Origin of the sequence: Gordonia sp. IITR100, from assembly GCF_002009645.1 — a bacterium.
Classification (GTDB): Bacteria; Actinomycetota; Actinomycetes; order Mycobacteriales; family Mycobacteriaceae; genus Gordonia; species Gordonia hongkongensis.
In genome coordinates, this window is sequence record NZ_MVKV01000002.1 from 146062 (window position 1) to 164429 (window position 18368).

At 69.0% G+C, this 18368-nt stretch carries 15 protein-coding genes and 1 riboswitch; of the genes, 9 read left to right on the forward strand and 6 right to left on the reverse strand.

Translation table 11 applies throughout. The features are described from left to right. Positions 1 to 116: 116 nt before the first annotated feature. The gene (locus B1818_RS04520; RefSeq protein WP_078112047.1) at positions 117 to 701 is read right to left on the reverse strand and encodes an NTP transferase domain-containing protein; all 585 of its coding nucleotides are present in this window, start codon (positions 699 to 701) and stop codon (positions 117 to 119) included. Between the two features lie 51 nt (positions 702 to 752). On the opposite strand from B1818_RS04520, the gene uraD reads away from it, so the two are divergent. Continuing rightward, positions 753 to 1256, forward strand: coding sequence for a 2-oxo-4-hydroxy-4-carboxy-5-ureidoimidazoline decarboxylase (uraD, locus tag B1818_RS04525; RefSeq protein WP_078112048.1), 504 nt, complete (start codon positions 753 to 755; stop codon positions 1254 to 1256). Further along, positions 1253 to 1579, forward strand: a complete 327-nt coding sequence (uraH, locus tag B1818_RS04530) for a hydroxyisourate hydrolase (protein WP_055475092.1) — start codon at positions 1253 to 1255, stop codon at positions 1577 to 1579. The genes uraD and uraH overlap by 4 nt, the downstream gene beginning before the upstream one ends. 37 nt (positions 1580 to 1616) lie before the next feature. On the opposite strand, the gene B1818_RS04535 is transcribed toward uraH, so the two are convergent. Next, the gene (locus B1818_RS04535) at positions 1617 to 5006 is read right to left on the reverse strand and encodes a pyruvate carboxylase (RefSeq protein WP_078112049.1); all 3390 of its coding nucleotides are present in this window, start codon (positions 5004 to 5006) and stop codon (positions 1617 to 1619) included. A 524-nt stretch (positions 5007 to 5530) separates the two neighbouring features. Here B1818_RS04535 and B1818_RS04540 point away from each other — a divergent pair. From B1818_RS04540 to B1818_RS04570, 7 genes are all read left to right on the forward strand, one after another. Continuing rightward, positions 5531 to 6316 carry an SGNH/GDSL hydrolase family protein gene (locus tag B1818_RS04540; RefSeq protein WP_078112201.1) on the forward strand — a complete coding sequence of 262 codons (786 nt, stop codon included), beginning with the start codon at positions 5531 to 5533 and terminating at the stop codon, positions 6314 to 6316. A gap of 113 nt (positions 6317 to 6429) precedes the next feature. Beyond that, positions 6430 to 7926: an MFS transporter gene (locus tag B1818_RS04545; protein ID WP_078112050.1), complete on the forward strand. Its 1497-nt coding sequence runs from the start codon at positions 6430 to 6432 to the stop codon at positions 7924 to 7926. A 181-nt stretch (positions 7927 to 8107) separates the two neighbouring features. Further along, positions 8108 to 8956: an FAD binding domain-containing protein gene (locus B1818_RS04550; RefSeq protein WP_078112051.1), complete on the forward strand. Its 849-nt coding sequence runs from the start codon at positions 8108 to 8110 to the stop codon at positions 8954 to 8956. Continuing rightward, complete coding sequence (locus tag B1818_RS04555; RefSeq protein WP_078112052.1) at positions 8953 to 11718, forward strand: molybdopterin cofactor-binding domain-containing protein; 2766 nt, start codon at positions 8953 to 8955, stop codon at positions 11716 to 11718. Before B1818_RS04550 ends, B1818_RS04555 begins: the two co-directional genes overlap by 4 nt. A 177-nt stretch (positions 11719 to 11895) precedes the next feature. Beyond that, positions 11896 to 12324, forward strand: a complete 429-nt coding sequence (locus tag B1818_RS04560) for a hypothetical protein (RefSeq protein ID WP_078112053.1) — start codon at positions 11896 to 11898, stop codon at positions 12322 to 12324. Between the two features lie 102 nt (positions 12325 to 12426). After that, the gene (locus tag B1818_RS04565; protein WP_176455883.1) at positions 12427 to 13878 is read left to right on the forward strand and encodes a hypothetical protein; all 1452 of its coding nucleotides are present in this window, start codon (positions 12427 to 12429) and stop codon (positions 13876 to 13878) included. Next, entirely contained in the window at positions 13875 to 15212 is a 1338-nt protein-coding gene (locus B1818_RS04570; protein ID WP_078112055.1) for a diacylglycerol kinase family protein, read from the forward strand. The genes B1818_RS04565 and B1818_RS04570 overlap by 4 nt, the downstream gene beginning before the upstream one ends. A gap of 23 nt (positions 15213 to 15235) precedes the next feature. Here B1818_RS04570 and B1818_RS04575 read toward each other — a convergent pair whose 3' ends face one another. The 4 genes from B1818_RS04575 to B1818_RS04590 all read right to left on the reverse strand — a co-directional run bounded on the left by B1818_RS04575 (position 15236) and on the right by B1818_RS04590 (position 18200). Further along, a complete protein-coding gene (locus B1818_RS04575; protein ID WP_058250638.1) occupies positions 15236 to 16462 on the reverse strand; it encodes an acyl-CoA dehydrogenase family protein in 1227 nt (408 codons plus the stop codon). 113 nt (positions 16463 to 16575) lie between these two features. Continuing rightward, entirely contained in the window at positions 16576 to 17073 is a 498-nt protein-coding gene (locus B1818_RS04580) for a histidine phosphatase family protein (RefSeq protein ID WP_078112056.1), read from the reverse strand. Positions 17074 to 17086: 13 nt separating this feature from the next. Next, positions 17087 to 17920 (reverse strand): CbtA family protein, encoded by an 834-nt coding sequence (locus B1818_RS04585; RefSeq protein WP_078112057.1) that lies wholly within the window; start codon positions 17918 to 17920, stop codon positions 17087 to 17089. Between the two features lie 43 nt (positions 17921 to 17963). After that, on the reverse strand, positions 17964 to 18200 hold the full coding sequence (locus B1818_RS04590) for a CbtB-domain containing protein (RefSeq protein ID WP_078112202.1): 237 nt from the start codon (positions 18198 to 18200) through the stop codon (positions 17964 to 17966). Positions 18201 to 18260: 60 nt separating this feature from the next. Beyond that, positions 18261 to 18355: riboswitch (cobalamin riboswitch) on the reverse strand. Positions 18356 to 18368: the final 13 nt, after the last annotated feature.

Genomic DNA, 18368 nt, shown 5'->3' on the forward strand with positions numbered 1-18368 from the left:
TAGCGCTCCGTTACCCGGCTATGTCTGCACCCTAGACATGGACGTCGTCCCACGTGGGATCACCGTGCACCGGAACGGCGACGAGAAGGTCTCGAAATGGGCACGCTGATCCCCGGTCAGGGCCGCTCGTCGGTGTCCACGCCGGGCGCCAGATCCCCGCACTCGACGCGGGTCACCGCCCGGGACCGGAGATACACCTGAGCACCCACGTCACCATCGACCACACGCAGAGCCGGTCCGAAATGGTCGGCACCGATGTACACCGGGTGCCCCGGACTGCCGTCGAAGACCGCTCGCGCGAGAAGTGCGCGGTCACCCGATGCCGCGCCCAGGACGCGGGCTACGACGTCGGCGCCCGTGGCCGGGGTGTCGACCACGTGCACCGTCAGCCCCGCCGCGTCCGGTCGTGCCATCGCCCACCGCAGGGCCGCCGCCACCGTGGCGCCGACGCCGTCGGCCCAGTCCTCGACGATCAGCGTCTCGGCACCGGCCGGTGGTTCGACGACCGCGGCGCCCATGGCGACCGTCACCTCGGAGCAACCGCCGTCGCGCAACGCCGCGACCGCCCGCTCGAGCCACCGGCCGTCGTGCGCGAGGATCTTCGGCATCCCGTACCTGGTCCCGGCTCCGGCGGCGAGTACCACACCGAGCACCCGTCCCGCGGGGTCGTCCGGGGGCGCTGTCCCGGTGACGTCGTCCATCGCCCCATCTTCCACGCGCCGTCAGCGACCACGCCTCCTAGGCTGGTCATCATGCGGCTCAACGAGATGGACGACGACGAAGCCCGTGCAGCGCTGCGCAGCTGTTGCGCATCGACGGCCTGGGTCGAGCGCATGATGCTCGCGCGGCCCTTCGGCGATGTACCCGCTGTGCCCGATGCCGCCGATCGAGCACTGGCCGAGATCAGCGAGGACGACCTCGACGAGGCGCTCGCCGGGCATCCGCGGATCGGCGACCGGCCCGACAACGCCTCGTCGGCGCGCGAACAGTCCGGGGTGGCGGGCTCGTCGGCCTCGGTGCTCGCCGAGCTGAGAGACGCTAATGTCGCCTACGAGGCGCGGTTCGGGCACGTCTACCTGGTCTTCGCGAACGGGCGGCCCGCCGACGAGCTGCTCGCCATCCTCCGGACGCGGATGACCAACGACGCCTCCACCGAACGCCGGGTACTGCGTGCGGAACTGGCGAAGATCAACCGCGCCCGCCTGCTCCGTATGCTGTCGACCGAGCACGCCGCCGACGAAGGGATTTCGAGATGACCGGTCTGTCCACGCACGTCCTCGACGCGGTGTCGGGTTCACCCGCCGTCGGCCTCGAGGTGTCCCTCCAGGATGCGTCGGGGACCGAATTGTCCAGCGGCAGCACTGATTCGGACGGTCGCATCACCGCAGTGAACACCGAGGCGCTCGTCCCCGGGATCTACCATCTCGTCTTCGACACCGGTAACTGGTTCGCCGACAACGACATCAAGGGTTTCTATCCCGAGATCGACGTCTGTTTCGAGATCGACGATCCCGGGCGACATCACCACGTACCGATCCTGTTGAGCCCCTTCGCCTACTCGACGTACCGGGGTAGCTGAACCGGCGGCGGGGCCAGGCGCCCCGCCGCCGATCTGCTCAGCGGATCTCGATCAACAGATCCCCCGGCGCGACCTGCGTCACCTGTCCGATGGCGAGTCGGGTCACGGTGCCCGCGACCGGGGCGGTGATCGCCGCCTCCATCTTCATCGCCTCGATGGTGCCGATCGTCGCGCCGGCGGCGACCTCGTCGCCGACGTCGACCGACAGCGACACGACGCCCGCGAACGGGGCACCGATGTGGTGCGGGTTGGAGCGGTCCGCCTTCTCCGCCGACGCGACAGCCGAGTCGACGGAGTGGTCGCGCACCGCGATCGGGCGCAGCTGACCGTTCAGGACGCACATGACGGTCCGCATGCCCTGCTCGTCCGGTTCGCTGACCGCCTCCAGCCCGATGAGCAGATCGACACCGGGTTCGAGTTCGACGCGGTGTTCCTCGCCGTAGCGCAGTCCGTAGAAGAACTGGTTGGCCGAGAGCCTCGACGTGTCACCGTAGGCCTCGTAGTGCTCCTCGAATTCCTTTGCCGGACCGGGGAAGAGCAGGTGGTTGAGCCGGACCTGACGGTCACGACCCGGCTTGTCGAGGATGGCCTCGTCGTCGGCGGACAGTGGGGTGACCTCGGGGGCCGGCGCGCGACCCTGCAGCGCGAGGGTGCGCAGCGGTTCGGGCCAGCCACCGGGGGGGTCGCCCAGCTCGCCGCGCAGGAAGCCGATCACCGAGTCCGGGATGTCGTAGGACGCCGGGTCGGCCGCGAAGTCCGAGGCGGTGATGCCGCGGCCGACCAGCGCGAGCGCGAGGTCGCCGACGACCTTCGACGACGGGGTCACCTTGACCAGTCGGCCGAGCATCGAATCAGCGGCGGCGTACGCCTGCTCGACGGCCTCGAACCGGTTGCCCAGCCCGAGGGAGATGGCCTGCTGCCGCAGGTTCGACAGCTGCCCGCCCGGGATCTCGTGCGAGTAGACCCGCCCGGTCGGCGCCGGGAGACCGGACTCGAACGGCGAGTACACCTTTCGCAGCGCCTCCCAGTACGGCTCGAGGTCACACACCCGCGCGAGGTCGATGCCGCTGTCCCGCTCGGTGTGGGCGGTCGCGGCGACGATCGCCGACAGCGGCGGCTGGCTCGTGGTGCCCGCCAGCGCGGCACTGGCGCCGTCGACCGCGTCGGCCCCCGCCTGCCACGCGGCCATGTAGGTCGCCAGCTGTCCGCCCGGGGTGTCGTGGGTGTGCACGTGGATCGGCAGATCGAACTCACGCCGCAGCGCCGACACCAGGGTGGTCGCCGCGGGAGCGCGCAGCAGACCCGCCATGTCCTTGATCGCCAGGACGTGCGCGCCCGCCTCCACGATCTGTTCGGCCAGCCGCAAGTAGTAGTCGAGCGTGTAGAGGTCCTCGCCCGGGTCGGACAGATCGCCGGTGTAGCTCATCGCCACCTCGGCCACCGCCGTACCGGTCTCGCGGACCGCGTCGATCGCGGGTCGCATCGCGTCGATGTTGTTGAGCGCGTCGAAGATCCGGAAGATGTCGATGCCGACGTCGGTCGCCTCGGACACGAACGCGGTCGTCACCTTGGTGGGATACGGCGTGTAACCGACCGTGTTGGCGCCGCGCAACAGCATCTGCAGACAGATGTTGGGGATCGCCTCCCGCAACTGCGCCAGCCGATCCCACGGGTCTTCCTTCAGGAAGCGAAGCGCCACATCGTAGGTCGCCCCGCCCCAGCACTCGACGGACAGCAGTTCGGGGGTCAGCGCGGCCACGTACGGCGCCACGTTGAGCAGCCCGTTGGTGCGCACGCGAGTCGCGAGCAGCGATTGGTGCGCATCGCGGAACGTCGTGTCGGTGATGCCCAGCCGCGGGTTCTCGCGCAGGTCGCGCGCGAACCCCTCGGGTCCGAGCTCCAGCAGACGCTGCCGCGAGCCGTTCGGCGGCGAGGCGAGCACCGACCGCTCGACGGTGGGCAGCTTGTCGCGCGGGTACACCGTGGTGGGCCGCTCACCGTGCGGCTTGTTCACGGTGACGTCGGCCAGGTACGACAGGATCTTGGTACCGCGGTCGGCTGACGAACGCGAGGTCAGCAGACCGGGACGCTCGTCGATGAACGAGGTCGTGACGCGCCCGGCGCGGAAATCCGGATCGTCGAGCACCGCCTGCAGGAACGGGATGTTGGTCGCGACGCCACGGATTCGGAACTCGGCCACGGCGCGGCGCGCACGCCGCACCGCGGTCGGGAAATCCCGTCCGCGACAAGTCAGTTTGACGAGCATCGAGTCGAAGTGGCCACTCACCTCGGCGCCGAGGTTCGCACCGCCGTCGAGCCGGACGCCGGCACCGCCGGGGCTACGGTAGGCGGTGATGCGCCCGACATCGGGCCGGAAGCCGTTGGCGGGGTCCTCGGTGGTGATCCGGCACTGCAGCGCGGCACCGCGGATGCGGATCGTGTCCTGGGTCAGTCCGAGATCCGCCAGCGACTCCCCCGATGCGATGCGCAGCTGCGCGCTGACGAGGTCGACGTCGGTGATCTCCTCGGTCACCGTGTGCTCGACCTGGATACGCGGGTTCATCTCGATGAACACGTGGCGACCCTGTTCGTCGAGCAGGAACTCCACCGTGCCCGCGCACGAGTAGCCGATCGATCGCGCGAAAGCCACTGCGTCCGAGCAGATCTGCTCGCGCAACTCGTCGGAGAGGTTCGGTGCGGGCGCGAGCTCGATCACCTTCTGGTGGCGGCGCTGCAGGCTGCAGTCGCGCTCGTAGAGGTGGATGACGTTGCCGTAGGTGTCCGCGAGGATCTGCACCTCGATGTGCCGCGGGTTGACCACGGCCTGCTCCAGGAACACCGTCGCGTCGCCGAACGCGGCCTCGGCCTCGCGCGACGCGGCCGCGATGGCCTCGGCGAGGTCGGCACGCTCGTCGACGCGGCGCATCCCCCGCCCGCCGCCACCCGCGACCGCCTTGACGAAGACCGGGAACTGCATGTCCTCCGCCGCGGCGAGCAACTCGTCGAGATCCGACGACGGCTCCGAGCTCGCGAGCACGGGGATCCCCGCCGCCTTCGCCGCGGCCACCGCGGTCGCCTTGTTGCCGGTCATCTCCAGGATGTCGGCGCTCGGGCCCACGAAGGTGATGCCCGCCGCCGCGCACGCGGCGGCGAGACCCTGGTTCTCCGACAGGAATCCGTAACCGGGGTAGATCGCATCGGCGCCACACCGGACCGCCGCGCCGACGACCTCGTCGACCGACAGGTAGGCCCGCACCGGATGTCCCGGCACCCCGATCTGGTAGGACTCGTCGGCCTTCAGCCGGTGCACGGAGTTGCGATCCTCGTACGGGAAGATCGCGACCGTGCGCGCACCCAGTTCGTAGGCGGCGCGGAATGCGCGGATGGCGATCTCGCCGCGGTTGGCGACCAGAACCTTGTCGAACATCGTGGTGTTCTCTTTCTCTCACGCCTGCGCCGGTCCGGCGCGTGCTCAGCGACTCGCACAATCGCGGTGGAGATCGCGCGAACAAACTCCCGGCGGGCACGGATCGACGCGAATGTCCCGACGACGCCGACCCGTTTCCACGGGCAGTTCACGTCGTGATCCTACTCACCGAGACCGGCCGTTCGGCCACCCCCTCACACCGCCTTCGACCCCCTCGGAAACCGTGCTCCCCGACGCCGTCCACCGCGTCGGAAAGGCGGCTGCACGGCACTGTGACGCCTCCGGAGAGGTGATCGAAAACAATTGCCGCGCAATGTACGTGGCACTCATTGCCGCAGTGTTGAGAAATACTCTCCAGCAGGATTCGACAATGAGAGATCCGCGGCGTCGAGAATTCGCGAATGCCGATCGATCGCTCCGTCGGAATGCCGACCGATCGCTCTGTCACGGGCTCGCTTTGTCGGCCGACGGCGCACGGGATTAGCGTCGTCGGAACCACTCCGATCCGACCGGAAGGCGTTGCCGTGGGCTTCACCCGTTACGTCGCCTTGGGCGACTCGTTCACCGAGGGAGTCGGCGATCCGGACCCGGCCCGACCCAACGGGGTACGCGGGTGGGCCGACCGTGTCGCCGAACAACTCGCCGTCGCGGCGCCCGCCGAGGGCGGCGCGGGCTTCGGCTATGCGAACCTGGCCATCCGCGGCCGGTTGCTCGACGAGGTGCTCGCCCAGCAGATCGGTCCGGCGATCGCCCTGGAGCCCGACCTGGTCACCATCTACGCCGGCGGCAACGATCTCATGCGCCCGTCCCTCGACCTCGACGCGATGATCGCGCGGTACGACGAGGCCCTGCGCGACCTGACCGCGACGGGCGCCACCGTCGTCGTCTTCACCGCCTACGACACCGGATGGGCTCCGGTGTTCCGGATGCTGCGTGGACGGGTCGCCATCTACAACGAACTCGTCCGGGCGGTCGCCGAGAAGCACGGTGCACTGATCTGCGACTTCTGGCGGATGGCCGGTTATGACGACTACCGCATGTGGGACGCCGATCGCCTGCACATGTCGCCGCTCGGTCACGCACAGATGGCCGGCCGGGTCCTCGACCTGCTCGGCGTCGACCACCACATCACGCCCGAGACGATGGCCGCCGCCGCGGTCGCCACCCGGCGGGAGCAGCGGCGTCAGAACGCGGAGTGGGCGCGGACCTTTCTCGGCCCCTGGGTGGTGCGCCGCATCCGCGGCGTCTCGTCGGGCGACGGACTCACCCCGCGCTGGCCCCGTCCCGTCGGCCTGGCAGACCTCGCGTAGCCCGGACGCCGAGGCTTCCCGCCGGGTGCGAACGTCTGCACCCGCGGCCCGCCGGATATCCTGGTCGTTCGGAGGTGTGCACAATCGATGAGCGGAACCAGCGGGATGACGGCGTGACCAGCCGCACCGACGCCGACGGAACGACGGACAGCACTCCGGACCTCCCGCCCCCCGATCCCACCGCCGAGAAGCCCCACCCGCGGCTCGCGGTGGCCGTGCTCTGCCTCGCCGGCATCGTCGTCGCGTTGATGCAGACGATCATCGTGCCGCTCATCCCTCAGCTCCCCGCGCTGCTGCACGCCGATGCCTCCGACACCACGTGGGCGATCACGATCACGCTGCTGCTCGGCGCGGTCGCCACCCCCATCGGCGGGCGGATCGGCGACATGTACGGCAAACGCCTCGCCATCCTGGTCAGTCTCGGCTTCGTCGCAGCGGGTTCCGTGGCCTGCGCGGTCGCGACGTCGCTCCCGCTGTTCATCATCGGCCGCGGTCTCCAGGGGCTGGGTTTCGGCATCGTCGCGCTCGGCATCAGCGTCATGCGCGACATCGTCCCGCCCCGCCACCTCGGCTCGTCGCTGGGAACGATGAGCGCCTCACTCGGCATCGGCGGTGCGCTCGGGCTCCCCGTCGCCGCCCTCATCGCCCAACACGTGAGCTGGCACGCCCTGTTCTGGTCGTGTGCGGGTGCCGCGACGCTGGCCGGTGTCGGCGTGGCCCTCACGGTCCGCTCCACCGCCAAGCCCTCCGGCGGCCGGTTCGACGCGCTCGGCGCCCTCGGTCTGACGGTGCTCCTCGTCTGTCTGCTGCTGCCGTTGTCCAAGGGCGCCGAGTGGGGATGGTCCGCTCCGCTGACGCTCGGCCTGTTCGCCGGCTTCCTCGTGTCGCTGGGCGTGTGGGTCCTCGTCGAACTCCGTCGCGACAGTCCGTTGATCGATCTCCGTATCCTGGGCAAGCGCCCGCTGCTGTTGACGAATCTGGCCTCGATCGCGACCGGTTTCGCCTTCTACGCGATGCAACTCATCCCGATCCAGTTGCTGATGGCCCCGACGGACAGCCCGGACGGCTTCGGGTACGACATGGTGCACGCGAGTCTCATCCTCGCGCCCAGCGGTCTGGTCATGTTCGTGTTCTCACACATCAGCGGTCGCATCAACGCCGTCTTCGGCGCCCGCATCTCCCTCGCCCTGGGCGCGGTCATCATCGGCATCGGCTACGTGATCTTCATCGTCGGCATCGCCGGCCCGTGGGACCTCACCTGGATCCACATGATGGTCATCGCCTGCTGCATCGGCGCCGGTCTCGGCATCGCCTACTCGGCGATGCCGGCCCTCATCATGCAGTCGGTCAGCGTCGAGCAGACCGGCGAGTCCAACGGCGTCAACGCCCTCATGCGGATCATCGGCACCTCGACGGCCGCCGCCGCGGTCGGCATGCTGCTGACGTGGTCGATGATCTCGGTTCCCGTCGCCGACGGCACCGCGATCGAGGTGCCGACCGCCGAGGGCTACCTGTGGGCGTCGGCCATCGCCCTCGTCATGAGTGCGATCGCCGCCGTGGTCGCCTTCGCGATTCCCGCGCACGGCCGCAGCACCGAGACCCCGGTCTGACGACCCGGTCACCTGTGGGCCGGGTCGCCGGCCCACGAGATGCGGACCGCACCGGATGCACGTAGCGTGACGCCGTGCTTCTCTCGACGTCGATCTCCGCGATCCGCTCCGACGGGCGCATCGGCCTCGTACGGTGGGAGCCACCCACCGCCGCATCCCGCCTCCTCGACAAGGCACGCTGATGGACCTCACCGCCGTCTCCCACTACCGGTTCGCGCGCACGCGGGATGAGGCGTTCCCCGCCCCCGGCGAACAGATCGTCGCCGGTGGCACCTGGGTGTTCTCCGAGCCGCAGCCGGCGACCACGGGACTAGTCGACCTGAGCGAGATGGGTTGGGCACCTGTCGAAGACCTGCCGGGAGGTGGTCTCCGGATCGCGGCCACCTGCACGATCGCCGAACTCGTCGCACTCCCCCCGCGCCCCGGCTTCGTGGCCCACCCGATGTTCGCGCAGTGCGCGAACGCACTGCTGGCGTCGTTCAAGATCTGGAACATGGCGACCGTCGGCGGCAACATCTGCCGGTCGTACGCGGCGGCGTCGATGGTCTCGCTGGCGGTCGGGCTCGACGCGACCGCCCACGTGTGGAGTCCCGATGGCACCGACCGCGATCTACCCGTCGTCGAGCTGGTCATCGGCAACGGCATCAACCTCCTGGCACCGGGAGAAGTCCTGCGCGCCATCGACTTCCCCGCCCACGCGTTACGCGCCCGCACCTCCGTGCGCAAGATCGCCCTCGCCGAGCTCGGTCGCTCGGGGGCCGTGGTGACCGGCCGGGTCGACGACGACGGCGCCGCCACCTTCGGGATCACCGCGGCCACCGAATGGCCGACCGTTCTGCGCTACACCGGGTTACCGACCCGCGACGCGCTGCACGACGACATCGTCTCGGCAAGTGGCTATTACACCGACGCGCTGGGTTCGGCCGACTGGCGCCGCGGCGTCTCGGCGGTGCTGGGCGAGGAGATCCGCACGGAGTTGTCGTCGGCGACGAACGGAATCAAGGACATGGGATTCGGAGCCGGCGCATGAGATTCGAGGTCAACGGAGAGTCGCTCGACGCCGAACCCGCTGCGGGACAGTGCCTTCGGATGCTGCTCCGCGAACACGCACACTACGAGGTCAAGAAGGGCTGCGACGCCGGCGACTGCGGGGCGTGTTCGGTGCTCGTCGACGGACAGCCCGTGCACTCCTGCATCTATCCCGCTCACCGCGCCGCCGGGAAGTCGGTGACGACGGTGGCCGGGCTCGGCACCCCCGACGACCTGCACCCCGTCCAGCAGTCCTTCGTCGACAACTTCGGATTCCAGTGCGGTTTCTGCACCGCCGGAATGATCGTGACCGCCTCCACCGTCACCGCCGAGCATCTCCCCGACCTGCCGCGGCGGATGAAGGGAAACCTCTGCCGCTGCACCGGTTACCGCTCCATCCGGGACGCGATCACCGCGGCCGCCACGGGCACCGCGTCCCCCGCTGCGCCCGCGGAGCCCGCGCAACGGCCATTCGTGGGCGAGTCGGTCGCTCCGCTCGCCGCCCGGCGCGTGGTGACCGGAACCGAGCCGTACACCTTCGACGTCCCCACGCCCGGGACGTTGCACATCCACGTACTCGGTTCGCCGCACGCGCACGCACGGATCACCGCCATCGACACCACCGACGCCGCCGCGCTACCCGGCGTCGAGCTGATCCTCACCCACGAAAACGTCTCCACTCCGCGGTTTTCCACGGGACGCCACGAGAGCCGCCTCGAGGATCCCGACGACACACTCGTCTTCGACCCGGTGGTGCGATTCGTCGGTCAGCGGGTCGCCGCGGTGGTCGCGTCGTCCCCGGCCGTCGCCGACCAGGCCCTGGCGCTCATCGACGTCACCTACGAAGTTCTGCCCGCGGTCTTCGACCCGGAAGCGGCCAGAAGCCCCGGAGCCCCACTGCTGCACCCCGATCGCACTCCCGCCGACCGGGTCGCCGAGGCCCATCGCAACGTCATCGCCACCTTTCACGAGGGGTTCGGCGGCGACGTCGAGGCCGCACTCGCCGCATCGTCGGCGACTGTGCACGGCACCTGGTCCAGCGGGCGGGTCTCCCACGCCCAGTTGGAAACCCACGGGTCGATCGGGTGGTTCGACGAACACGGGCGCCTCGTCATCCGGACCAGCACCCAGGTCCCGTTCCTGGTCCGCAACGAGCTCGCGCTCCTCTTCGATCTGCCGCCGGAGCGTATCCGGGTCTTCAGCGCCCGGGTGGGCGGTGGGTTCGGCGGCAAGCAGGAGATGCTGACCGAGGACCTCGTCGCCCTGGCCGTACTCCGCACCGGCAAACCCTGCGCCTACGAGATGAGCCGCACCGACGAACTGACCCGGACCACGTACCGGCACCCGATGCGGGTCACCGTCGATGTCGGAGCCGACGCGGACGGCAGGCTCACCGGCCTGCGCGTGAACCTGTTGTCGGACACCGGCGCCTACGGCAACCACGCGATCGGCGTGATGTTCCACGCGTGCGCGGAATCGGTGTCGGTGTACAACTGCCCGGTGAAGCGCCTCGACGCGGAGGTCGTCTACACCAACAACCCGCCGTCCGGCGCGTTCCGGGGTTACGGCCTCGGCCAGGTGGTCTTCGCCGTGGAGAGCGCGATGGACGAACTCGCGATCGAACTCGGCATCAACCCGTTCGAGTTCCGACGCCGCAACGCCGTCGCCGACGGCGATCCCCTCCTCATCGCACGCGCCGAACCCGAGGTCGACCTGGTCTACGGCAGCTATGGACTCGACCAGTGTCTCGATCTGGCCGAGCGTGCATTGCACGCCGGCAACGGGGTCGAGGCACCGTCGGGGGACCGCTGGCGCGTCGGCGAGGGCATGGCCATCGCCGCGATCGCCACCATGGCCCCCCGCGGGCACTTCGCCGACGTCACCGTCGCGGTCGACGCCGCCGGCACGTACCACGTGGGCGTGGGCACCGCCGAGTTCGGCAACGGCACGACCACGGTCCACGCCCAGATCGTCGCCACCGCGCTGTCGACCGGACTCGACCGGGTCTCGCTGTGGCACGGCGACACCGATGCCGTCGTGCACGACACCGGGGCGTTCGCCTCGGCGGGCACGACCGTGGCCGGGAAGGCGCTGCACTCAGCATGTCTCGCATTGCGTGACGCCCTTGTCGATGCCGCGGCGCGGCTCACCGGAACGAACCCGGCACAGGTCGGACTCGGCGCGGAGGGCGCGCTCGTCGACGGCCGGATCGTCGGGTTCGCCGATCTCATCGGCGCTGTCGATCCGCCGAACCGGGTCGAGCACCCCGCGGGACCGCGCGCCGTCGCCGCGGGCGCCGAACGCGGGGAGATGCGATCCATCGCGTTCAACGTGCAGGCCTTCCGCGTCGCGGTCGACACCGAGACCGGCACCGTCCGCATCCTGCAATCGGTCCACGCGGCCGACGCGGGCACCGTGATGAACCCCGAGCAATGCCGCGGTCAGGTGGAAGGCGGTGTCGCGCAAGGCATCGGCACCGCGCTCTATGAGGAGATCATGATCGACGACGGCGGACGGCCGATCACGAACGTCTTCCGGGTGTACCGCGTCCCGCAGATGGCCGACATCCCCGTCACGGAGGTCTACTTCGCCGAGACCAGCGACGAACTCGGCCCGTTCGGCGCCAAATCGATGAGCGAGTCACCGTACAACCCGGTGGCGCCGGCGCTCGCGAACGCCATCCGTCGCGCACTCGGGAGCCGGCCCGGTGAGACGCCGATGTCACGCGACCGCATCTGGCGACTCGCTCGGCAAGAGACCTGAACCCTTTTTTCGTTAGCAATGCGCAATGATTCTGCGCGGCAACGGCATCGAGTTCCCGCACATGGTCACAATTCTGGGCCCGCTCTCGCCGAAACGGTTGCCGGGCGGCATGACTCGGAGGACACTCCCCCTGTACGTGTAGTCCACAGTCAAGGTTGTCCAGAGAAGGGCGTCATCATGACTCACACCGCACCCACCCACGAGAACAACCGTCCATCCACCTCACAGAACATCGCCGCGGGGACCTCCATCGGCGCCGCGATCATCCTCATCGTCCTCGGTGTCATCCAACTCTTCCAGGGCATCGCCGCGGTCGCCGAAGACGAGGTCTTCGTCCGCGGCGTCGAGTATGTCTACAAGCTCGACTTCACCACGTGGGGCTGGATTCACATCGCCCTCGGGATCGTGATGGCCGGCGTCGGCATCGCACTCGTCACCGGCGCGACCTGGGCTCGGTTCACCGCGATCGTGATCGCCGGTCTGTCGATCATCGCCAACTTCCTGTGGTTGCCCTACTACCCCTGGTGGTCGATCCTGATCATCGCTCTCGACATCGTGGTCATCTGGGCCGTCTCGACCTGGCCGCCGAAGGCCGAATACCGCTAGATCCCGACCCCCGCTGCACCGTCGAGGCACCCCTCGGCGGTGGAGCGCGTTCTGTCAGCACCGGAACCCCAGACGATCAGCGGCCGGAAGGGCGGCGTCGAGATGACCACGGACACCAACGGACAGAGCGCGGAGCCGAGCGTATGCATCACCGACTCCGAGCGCGCCGAACTCGAACGACTACGAGCCGAGGTCGCGCGCCTGCGCGACGCGGCCGGCACCGGGCCGGCCACCAAGACCCCCGACCCGACCCGTCGGACCCGGTGGCGCTGGTTCGCGGTCGCGGTCCTGTGCATCCTCGTCGCCGTACTCGCCATCACCTCGGTGACTTCGCGATTCGTCCGTGGCGAGATCCTCGACACCGACCGCTACGTCAGCACCGTCGCTCCGCTCGCCTCGGATCCCGCAGTGCAAGCCGAGATCTCGAACACGATCACCGGTGAGATCTTCAGTCGCATCGACGTCGAGGGACTCACCGCGGCGGCGCTGACGACCCTGACCGACGCGGTTCCGGCCACCGAGAACGCACCACGCGTCGACCGGGCGGTCGAGGGCCTCGCTCCCGTCCTGGCCGGCCAGGCCCGCGGCTTCGTGCAACAGACCGTGTCGTCGTTCGTCGCCGGCGATCAGTTCGAATCCCTGTGGCTGCAGGCGAATCGGTCCGCACACACCGCCCTGGTCGCGGTCGTGACCGGCGACGTCGGACCGTCGTCGGTGACCGTAGACGACTCCGGCACCGTCAGCATCTCGCTCGGCACCGTGATCGACAACGTCAAGGCACGCCTCCTCGACCGCGGCTTCACCTTCGCCGAGAAGATCCCCGCCGTCGACACGCAGTTCGTCCTGTTCCGCTCACCAGAACTGGTCCGCGCCCAGCGTGCCGTCTCGGCACTCGACACCGCCGCCGACGTCCTGCCCTGGCTGACGATCGCGCTCGCCTTCGCCGCCGTGGCCGTCGCACCCCGCGGTCGGCGTCTGCGGGCCCTCTCGCTCGCCGGACTGTCACTCGTCCTCGCCATGCTCGTCCTCGCCATCGCGTTGCTGATCGGCCGAGCGCTCTATCTCGACGCGATGCCGCCCGACATCCTCGCCCCCGATGCCGCGGCCGCCACCATCGACACGGTGCTCGATCCGCTGCGGTTGGCGCTACGTGCCGTGGCGGTCCTCGGGCTCGTGGTCGCCGTCGGGGCCTACCTGTTGGGCGGGTCCGCCTCGGCCACGGCCGTTCGGCGCGGATTCGGGCAAGGGCTCGACTCGGTACAGCGGATACGACGCTCGCGGCCGCCGAATGCCTTCGAGGAGAGCCTGTTCCGCACGCGAATCGCCTTGCGCAGCGCGATCATCGGCATCGCGGCGCTGCTGCTCGTCTTCTGGAGCTATCCGACCGGTCTGGTGGTCCTCCTCATCGCCGTCTTCGGACTCCTCGCACTCCTGATCCTCGAACTCGTGATCAGGCCGGCGAAGGACTGGGCCGCCAAGGACCGGAACGAGGAGTCGGATCCGCCGGATCAGGAGACGCCCGGCGCGGCGACGCCGGCCGTCGAGACGGTATGAGTCAGGCGTCGGTCGCCGCCGAGGTCGCGCCGCCCACGACACGCAGATGGTGGGCGCGCGCGGCCATGGCGCTGGCCGTCGCCGCGATCCTGCTGCCGGTGGCCGCCGCCGGCCTCCTCCGCCTGCTGGGCCTCCTGGCGATCTGTGGTGTCTGTGCCGTCGTCATCGTCGCCGCGGTGTACTGGTTCCTCATCAGCCGTGGTGTCCTCCGCATCGTCTCGGCCGCTCTCGCGGTCCTGCCGGTGGCGGTTCTCGTGGTGTTCCTCCTTCGCGAGCGACAGCTCTGGGTCGTGATCGCCGCCGCGCTGCTGGCGGCCGCCGCGGTCGGATGCGGTCGGCGCGCGCTGCGGCCGTCGCGCATCGACTCCCTGATGCCCGAACACCCGGCGCCGGACGTCCACCGCCCGTTCATCATCATGAACCCGCGTTCGGGTGGCGGGAAGGTCGTCCGATTCGATCTGCAGCGCAAGGCCGAATCCCTCGGCGCCGAAGTCGTATTGCTGGACGGGCCGGTGGAGATCGACGTGGAGCAATTGGCACGGGACGCGGTGGCGCGCGGGGCCGACCTGCTCGGTGTCGCGGGAGGTGACGGCACCCAGGCCCTCGTCGCCGGAGTCGCGGCCGAGGCGGGCGTACCCTTCCTGGTCATCAGTGCCGGCACCCGAAACCATTTCGCTCTCGATCTCGGGCTCGACCGCCAGGACCCCGCCCGGTGTCTCGACGCGCTGCGCGACGGCGTCGAATTCCATGTCGACCTCTGTCACATCAACGGTCGGCCGTTCGTCAACAACGCGTCGTTCGGCATCTACGCCGAGGTGGTCCAGAGTCCGCAGTATCGAGATGACAAGACACGCACGGTGTTACGCATGCTTCCCGACCTCCTGGGGAGAGGGACGAGGTCGGGTCTGCGGGCCGTCATCGGCAGCGAGACCGTCGCCGATCCACAGGCCGTCCTCGTCAGCAACGGCCCCTATGCCACCAACGACGTGGCCGGGCTCGGTCGCCGCACCCGCATCGACGAGGGACGGCTCGGGGTCGTCACCGTCTCGGTGTCCGACACCCGGCAGGCCGTCGGCCTCCTGCGGCGCACCCACGACCGCGGACTCGTCCAGCGCATCGCCACCGAGGTGACCGTCGACGCCGACGCCGAGGTCATCCCGGTCGGGGTCGACGGCGAATCGCTCCAGCTCACGACGCCGGTGCTATGCACGATCACGCCCGGTGCGCTGCGCGTCCGCGTCCCACGGCACCGCCCCGAGACCCGGATCGCGCCACCGCAACTGGACTGGCTCCAGCTGTGGTACCTGGCGTGGAAACCACACCGGGCCTCGTAGACCACGCCTCGGACGGCCGAGTCTCAGCCCCGCAGCAGGCCCTTGGCGACGTGGGTCACCTGGATCTCGTTGCTGCCGGCGTAGATCATCAGCGACTTGGCGTCGCGCGCAAGCTGTTCCACGCGATACTCGGCCATGTAGCCGTTGCCGCCGAACAACTGCACCGCCTCCATCGCGACGTCGGTGGCCGCCTTCGACGAGTAGAGCTTCATCGCCGACGCCTCGGACAAGCTCAGCGGCTTGCCCGCCTTGCCCCGCTCGAGGGCACTGAAGAGCATGTTCTGGACGTTGATGCGCGCGACCTCCATCTCGGCGAGCTTGAGCTGGATGAGCTGGAACTGTGCGATCTCCTGGCCCCACAGCTTGCGGTTCTTCGCATAGTCGATCGAAAGCCGTTGCGCCTCGTTGATGATGCCCAGCGAGAGGGCGGCGATCCCGACCCGCTCCGCGGTGAAACCGGCCTTGGCGCCTTCGGATCCGCGCGCGTCCGAACCGGTGTCCTCGGTCTCGCCGAGCAGGCGGTCCTTGCCGACGCGCACGTTGTCGAAGAACAGCTCGCCCGTCGGCGAACTCATCATGCCCATCTTCTTGAACGGCTTGCCCTGGGTCAGTCCCGGCATCCCCTTGTCGAGGACGAACGACAGGACCTTGCGGTCCCGCATCGGGGTGCCGCTGCCGTCGTCGAGCTTGGCGAACACGACGATGGTGTCGGCGTACGGACCGTTGGTGATGAAGGTCTTCTGTCCGTTGAGGATGTAGTCGTCACCATCGCGACGGACCGTCGTCTTCATGCCGCCCAGCGCGTCCGATCCGGAGTCGGGTTCGGTGATCGCCCAGGCGCCGACCTTCTCCATCGTGACCAGTTCGGGCAGCCACCGCTTCTTCTGGGCGAGCGTGCCCTTGCCGCGGATGGTCGAGGCGGTCAGGCCCATGCTCACGCCCAGGGATGCGACGAGACCGAGACAGACCCCCGCCAGTTCGATGTTGACCATCATGAACATCGAGCCGCCCATACCGCCGCCGTCGCCCGAGGGCTTCTTCTTCTCCCCGTTGGCCTCGGCCTCGAGTTCCTTCTCGAGAGCGTCCTTGGCCATCGCGTCGACACCGAAGCTCGACAGCAGTTTGCGCGTGATGTCGTAGGGCGGCAGCGTGCCGGATTCGAGTTCGTCGAGATGTGGCCGGATCTCCTTGTCGATGAACGCCCGCAGGGCGTCCCGAACCATCAGATCTTCTTCGGACCACTCGAACATCGTTACACTCCCAGACCGGTGTCCGCGCAGCGGCGAACACGTTTCAGTTTTGTCGCCCCCAACTGTGTCAGGAGTCACTGCCGATGTCTAGGTACGTGGTAGCGGATCTGTTCCTACCGAGCATCGGTGCAGGTGTAGAGGGTGGCCGGGCGTACGTCATGCTCGAAGAACCGGCTCGCGTCGGAACACAGCAAAGCCTGCGCCACCGGCATCGCCACCACCAGACAGCGGTCGCGTGGCCCAGCCTGCCCGCTACGCCAGGAGTGGACGCGGTCGACGAAATCCACGACGCTCTCGCCACCGTGTGGCCGGGCACGAGGGTCGGTGAACCACGCGCCGAGTTCGACGGGATCGACCTCCTCTGGGGACAACCCCGCCCACCCACCGACGTCCAGCGTCCGCAGCGCGTCGTCGACGACGACTGTTCCTGCCGCCCCCAGCAACGCGGCGGTCTCTCGGGTTGCCGTCTCCGGTCCGCAGGTGTCGACCGCCCGGGTCATCGACGCGGCGAGCCCGAGAACGGAGCTGCGACCACGGTCTCCCAGAACAGCATCACCGCCGAATCGCACCGACCGGTTGGGGCCGGTGCGACCGGCGGTGATGATCTGCATGCGGCCGGGGCCGTCAGCCCTGCGCGGCGCCGACCGACCGGTTGTCGGTGGATGTCGACGACCGGGCCAGGGCGCCCAGCAGGAGCGCGAAGGTGACCGTCAGAACGGTCCACAAAATGACCTGGTTGGTGATGGCGTAGACGCGGAAGTCGCCAATCACGTCGCCCGGGAAGCCGGGGAAGACGATCTGGCCCGCATCGTTGCGGACGGGTTCGGGGACCTCGCTGTACGACGGCAGCAGGGCGATGGTGATCGCGATCGCCACGAGGTAGGCGATCGTTCCCGCGATCGAGGACACCAGTCCACCGATACGCGGCCGCAGCCACAACGCCAACACCACCGCCGCGATGGCGAGCACCACCGAGGCGACGGTGATCGTCAGGAAGGCACCGGTCCGCTCACCGATGGTGTCGTCGTCGCCCACGGCGGGCGGATTCGCCGGATAGGCGAAGAACGGCACGCCGAACACCGCGACGAAGCCGATCGCACCGAGCGATCCCGCCACCGAACGAGGATCCATGAACGGGTAGCGCTTTCCGAGATAGCTCCACAGCACCGTGAAGGCGACCGCGAGGAACGCGCCCATGCACAGGGCGAAGACGAGGTTGCCGACACCGGCGCCGAGGTTCTCCTGCATGGCGCGGCTGACGACCTCACCACCTTCGCCGTGGGAGTGACCGCCGGGTTCGGCAGCGTGGGCGAGAGCCTCCTCGGCTTCGGACCGCTGGCCCTCGTAGTCGATGGCCTTGCCGACGACGGGTTCGAGGTGGAACCGGGCGAACACGAACGAGACGATGCCGGCGATCAGTCCTGCCAGCAGGCCCGCGCCGATGAACTTCTTCTCCATATGGAGTTGACTCCTGAGTCGGACGTGGTCGGTTCAGGCCGACTCAGTGGCAGGGGAAGCCGAGGAAGTGGCGGGCGTCGTGGACGAACTCGTGCACGTGGGTGTCGGAGCCGAAGACCGACACGACGCCCTGGTCGTAGCCGAGGAAGTAGTAGGCGAGACCGGCCAGGAGCACGGTCAGGCTGAGCCAGAGGGCGGCACTGGCGACCGACAGGTTCGGCACGGCCAGGGCACGGGCCGGGGCGACCGGTGATGCCGCCTCGGTACGGGGAGCTGTCATGGTGGGTCCTTTCGCCGATCTCGCGTCGGAGAGTTCACGGGTGGTGGTGCACGCCGGCACGGCATCCTGACTCACGCATGCCCCGTCACGTCGACCGTGTCGATCTGGGCTGCGTTCACAGTGGCGCGACCGTTCCGGACTCTCACCGGATTCCCCGCACAGGCGTGG